At 64.5% G+C, this 5,035-nt stretch carries 6 protein-coding genes; 4 read left to right on the top strand and 2 right to left on the bottom strand.

The annotated features are described in order from the left end of the window. From V6M39_RS05160 to V6M39_RS05145, 4 genes are all read left to right on the top strand, one after another. A partial coding sequence (locus V6M39_RS05160; RefSeq protein ID WP_332642665.1) for a zinc-binding dehydrogenase occupies nucleotides 1-496 on the top strand: 496 nt, incomplete at its 5' end. A gap of 68 nt (nucleotides 497-564) precedes the next feature. Further along, the gene (locus tag V6M39_RS05155; RefSeq protein ID WP_332642664.1) at nucleotides 565-1,551 is read left to right on the top strand and encodes an oxygenase MpaB family protein; all 987 of its coding nucleotides are present in this window, start codon (nucleotides 565-567) and stop codon (nucleotides 1,549-1,551) included. Next, the gene (locus tag V6M39_RS05150; protein ID WP_332642662.1) at nucleotides 1,548-2,150 is read left to right on the top strand and encodes a TetR/AcrR family transcriptional regulator; all 603 of its coding nucleotides are present in this window, start codon (nucleotides 1,548-1,550) and stop codon (nucleotides 2,148-2,150) included. Before V6M39_RS05155 ends, V6M39_RS05150 begins: the two co-directional genes overlap by 4 nt. 171 nt (nucleotides 2,151-2,321) lie before the next feature. After that, complete coding sequence (locus V6M39_RS05145) at nucleotides 2,322-3,581, top strand: HNH endonuclease signature motif containing protein (RefSeq protein ID WP_332642661.1); 1,260 nt, start codon at nucleotides 2,322-2,324, stop codon at nucleotides 3,579-3,581. On the opposite strand, the gene V6M39_RS05140 is transcribed toward V6M39_RS05145, so the two are convergent. Then, entirely contained in the window at nucleotides 3,578-4,330 is a 753-nt protein-coding gene (locus V6M39_RS05140; protein ID WP_332642660.1) for an isoprenyl transferase, read from the bottom strand. The genes V6M39_RS05145 and V6M39_RS05140 overlap by 4 nt on opposite strands. Next, on the bottom strand, nucleotides 4,327-5,031 hold the full coding sequence (gene recO / locus V6M39_RS05135) for a DNA repair protein RecO (protein WP_332642666.1): 705 nt from the start codon (nucleotides 5,029-5,031) through the stop codon (nucleotides 4,327-4,329). Before recO ends, V6M39_RS05140 begins: the two co-directional genes overlap by 4 nt. Nucleotides 5,032-5,035 lie beyond the last annotated feature (4 nt).

Below are 5,035 nucleotides of genomic sequence, written 5' to 3'. Positions count from 1 at the left end.
CGGCGGGTCGGGAGCATTCGCGATCCAGCTGGCCAAGCGCGCCGGAGCACACGTGACTGGCGTGGACAACGCGAGCAAGCTCGACTTCATGCGCCAGCTCGGGGCTGACGCGGTGATCGACTATCGCCAGGACGACTTCACCCGAACCGGCCCATACGACCGCGTTTTCGACAACGTCGCGCACCGATCGGTGTTCGCCTACCAACGCTCATTGGCTCGCGGCGGCCGCTATCGCTGTGGTGGAGGCACTACGCGCGCGCTGCTCCGCATCCTCACCGCAGGGACTTTCGTGGGGTTGGCGACTGGTCGCCGAATCGGTGTGCTTGCCGTACGCATGGGCCCCGACCACTTCACCGAGCTGGCCGACCTGTGCGTGGCGGGCGAGGTCGACATCCACATCGACCGCACCTTTCCCCTTGAACAGACCGCGGACGCCTTGGCGTACGTCGGCGAGGGCAAGGCGCTCGGCAAGGTGGTCGTCGCCGTCTCGGAGTAGATGCTTGACGTGCTTCTCTAGTTACGCAACCATACTTACGGATGCGTAACTAACTCCCAGGAGCTCCCATGACGTCGAGTCGCCCCAACACCCGCAAGATCGTGAAGCGCCAGCGAGAGGACCACGGGTTCTTCGGCCCGGACTCGGTGACGTGGCGCCTGTGGGGCTACCCGACATCGCTCACGGTCGGCTTCCAACGTTCCGTAGTGATCGAAGAGCTCGACCCGTTCCTACTCGCTGCCGTGGTCGGGACCGACAAGGTGCGTTACAACCCGGCCGGCCGCTACGACAACACGATCGTCTACTTCGCGACCATGGCACTGGGCGACAGCCGCGCGGCCATCGAAGCGTCGGAGATCCTCGTACGCGTGCACGCCAAGGCCACCGGCATCGAGCCCGTCAGTGGCCGCCCGTACAGCGCCAACGACCCCGAGACGCAGCTGTGGATCCACCTCACCGCCTGGCACTCGATTCTGTACGTCTACGAGACGTTCGGTCCTGGTCGCCTGTCCGAAGCGGACGAGAAGCAGTACTGGGCCGAGTGTGCGATCGCAGCTGAGCTGCAGACCTGCGATCCGGCCGACGTACCGCGCGATCGCGAGGGCATCCGCCAGTATTTTGAGGACGTACGCCCTCGCCTCTGCGTGACCTCGGAGACGCAGGAGATGATGGACCACCTCCTCGACGCAGCAGTGCTGGTGCAGCCGCGCCAGATCCTGCTTCGCCCATTCACCGTGGCGATCGGCAAGGTCATGCGCGCTGCGACCATCTCGACGTTCCCGAAGTGGATGCAGAAGATGAGCGGGTTCAACCAGAGCTGGGCGACGCGCCTGCTCGTCAGGCCGCTGGTCAAGATCTCCGCCCGCCTTGCCACTCCGCTGCCGATCAAGCTGCGCGTTCTCAAGCTCATCTCCCCCGCGACACTCGCCGTCGTGAAGCCGGCCCTCACCGGCGAAGAGCCGATCAACCCCGTCGTCATCACGCCGGCGGAGGCGCGCGCGAAGTACGGCCGTCTCGCCTCGCCCGCCGAGCTCGCCCTCAAGGCAGCCGTATGACCGCTCGTGCACGCCAACCACGTCTCAGCATCGAGGTGCGTCGCGAGCAAGTCCTCGACGCTGCGCTGGAGATCATCGTCGAGGACGGCTATGCCGCCGCCTCGATGGAGGCGATCGCCCGGCGCGTCGACATCGCCAAGCCTGTCGTCTACAACGCGTTCGGTGATCGCCAGAAGCTGCTTATGGCACTGCTCGAACGCCAGGAGGAGCGAGCATTCGCAGCGCTCGCCGCCGCGATGCCACCTCGAGCAGCAGACAGTGCTCCCGAAGATGCGCTGATTTCCTGGGCTTCGACGCTGGCGACGGCGGTCCACGAGCAACCAACAGTCTGGCGGCTCATGCTGCTGCCGGCCGATGGGACTCCCGCGATCGTCCGCGCGCACGTCGATGAGGGCCGCGAGTTCGTGCTCAACCAGATCCGCGGCGTACTCAACGAGTACCTCACGGGTACCGACATGGATGTGGAGGTCACGGCAGTGGCCGTGCTCGCGATGGCCGAAGGTCTCGCCGCGAAGCTCATCACCGAACCTGATGCGTACCCACCTGAGCGGGTCGTCGCCTTCGCCAAGGGTGCGCTGAAACTGCTTTCCACACCCTGATTCGTGAGTTGATCGGGCTGTCGGCGGCGATCTGTAGTCTGGAAGCGGGTGCTTCATCGACCTCAATATTTCCTGTAATTCCAGTATTTTTCTTTACTTCAGGTCTTGATTTCTGTCACTGACACTCGATAAAGTGAACATATGTTCGAGTCGAGGTCTACCCCCGCTGCGATGGCACTCGCTGCCATCCCACTTGACTCGTACGCCGGCCTCGCACCCGATGAGATCGTCGCCGAGTGCGAGGCCCTTGGCCGCCTTGAGTCACAGGTCAAGGCACATCAGCTCGCAGCTGCACGGGCACTGGAGACGTCCAAGGCCGCTGCGTCGTTGGGTGCGACGTCGACGGGCGCCTTGCTGGCCAACACGTTCGGTGGAGACCCGTCCGCCGCCAAGCGGATGCTCGGCCAGGCCGCACGTCTGCAGGATGCCTCGCAGACTCAGGCAGCGTTGGGACGTGGCGAGGTGACGCTGGCTCAGGCCGAGCTGATCGCCCGCACTGTCAAAGACCTTCCGGGTGACCCGTCCCCAGAACAACGCGAAGCCTGCGAAACACAACTGCTAGATGACGCACCCCAGTTGACGTTCAAAGACCTCACCCGACGTGCCGACCGAATCACCGAGGTGTTCGCACCCGAGAAGGTCGACTCGCACGAGAACGACATCTTGGTCAAACGTGAGGATCGGGCGCTCAAGGAGTCCTACTTCTGGATCGCAGACCGCCGCGATGGCACCTACAAAGGCGAGTTCGTGATCCCCGAAGCCCAGGGCGACATGCTCAAGAACTGCCTCGAAGCGTTGAACGCTCCCCAGATCAAGCAACGCGAGGACAATCCCGCATTGGCCGTACTGGACGACAAGCCCACGTACGGGCAGCAGATGGCCGTCGCCTTCATGACCTTGATCGAGCACCTACCCGCAGACAAGCTCCCGGTCACAGCAGGTGTTGGCGTCACGCTGACAGTCAACATTGAGCTCAAGTCCCTGATCGACGGACTCAAAGCCGGCACCCTGTCCACCGGGTGCCGCGTCTCAGCCAGCCAAGTTCGACGGATGGCTTGCGAGCAGGCGATCCTGCCAATGGTTTTCAACGGCAAACCCCTCCCGCTGGACTGCGGCCGCGAACAACGCCTGTTCAACCGGGCCCAGCGACGAGCCGCCGAACGACGGGACGGTGGATGCTCCTTCCCCGGATGCGACAGGCCACCTTCCTGGTGCGTCGGACACCACGCCCGCAAGAGATGGGGTCAAGGCGGACCCTCCAACCTCGAAGACATCGTCCTCATCTGCCCACACCACCACCGGATCGTCCACGCACAAGAATGGGAAATCTGGTTCGCAGACGATGGGATCCCCGAATACATCCCGCCACCTTCGATTGATCCGCAACGCAGACCCCTGCGCAACAACCGCTACCGACCCCAAGCCGCCTAGGCAGAGCCGTAGCGACGGTTTCGGGCTGCGTACTCCTCGATTGCTGCCCATAGGGCACGCCGATCGACGTCTGGCCAGGCGATGTCGGAGAACACCATCTCCGCGTATGCCGACTGCCAAAGCAGGAAGTTGGACGTTCGTTGTTCACCGGACGTGCGCCAGAACAGGTCGACGTCCTCCATGTCTGGCTCATCGAGATAGCGAGCGAACGTACGCTCTGTGATCTTGTCCGGGTTGACCTTGCCGGCAACGACATCCCGCGCGAGAGCGGCTGCGGCGTCGGCGATCTCGGCTCGGCCGCCGTAGTTGACGCACATCGTGAGGGTGAGGACCTTGTTGTGCTTGGTCATCTCCTCGGCGACCTCAAGCTCCTTGATGACGCTGCGCCACAACCTGGGTCGACGACCGGCCCAGCGAACACGTACGCCGAGATCATGCATCGAGTCACGACGACGGCGGATCACATCGCGGTTGAAGCCCATCAGGAAGCGCACCTCCTCGGGCGAGCGCTTCCAGTTCTCGGTCGAGAACGCGTAGGCCGAGACAGCCTTCACGCCAACCTCGATCGCACCTTCGACGACGTCGAACAGCGCGGCCTCCCCCATCTCGTGACCCGCCGTCCGCGGCAGACCGCGAGCCTTGGCCCAGCGACCGTTGCCGTCCATGACGATCGCGACATGCTTGGGGACCTGCTCGATGGGCAGGGACGGCGGCTTCGCACCCGAGGGGTGCGGCGTGGGCTGCTTCATCGATCGACGTGGCTCAGCGATCGAAGGCCCCGCTCCAGGTGCCACGAGAGGTAGGCGCTGACGATGCTGCTCGCCTCGCGGCGAGTGCGGTCGTCGGAAGTCGCCACCGTCTCCCAGTCACCGCTGAGCAGACCAGCGAGCAGGGTGACCGTGAACGGCGACGGAGCGGCCGAGCCGGCAACCCGGCAGTCATCGCACAGCATGCCGCCGGACTGGGCGCTGAAGTTGCGGTGCGGGCCCTCGGCGCCACATCGCGCACAGCCGTCGAACGTCGGCGCGTAGCCAGCGATCGAGAGTGCCCGCAGCTGGTACGAATCGAGGATCAGGCTGGGCGTCATACGGCCCTCGGTCAGCGCATGCAGCGCTCCGGTGAGCAGCTGGAACTGTTGGATCGCGGGCTCGCCGTCCTCCTGCACGAGCCGCTCTGCAGTCTCGAGCATCGCGGTGCCGGCGGTGTAGGCGGCGTAGTCGGCGCCGAGATCCTTGGCGAACGCGTTGACCGTCTCGACCTGGGTGATGATGTCGAGCGAGCGTCCCTCAGCGAGCTGGAGCTCAACATGCATGAACGGCTCGAGCCGGCCACCGAAGCGTGAGGTCGTCTTGCGGATGCCCTTGGCGACAGCGCGTACGAGACCGCGTTCGCGGGTCAGCAGCGTGATGATGCGGTCTGCCTCGCCGAGCTTGTGTACGCGCAGCACGATGCCA

Origin of the sequence: Aeromicrobium sp. (assembly GCF_036675695.1) — a bacterium.
In the GTDB taxonomy this organism is placed as follows: domain Bacteria; phylum Actinomycetota; class Actinomycetes; order Propionibacteriales; family Nocardioidaceae; genus Aeromicrobium.
The sequence above is the reverse complement of the archived record's forward strand: the minus strand, read 5'-3'. Positions and strand labels throughout refer to the sequence as shown.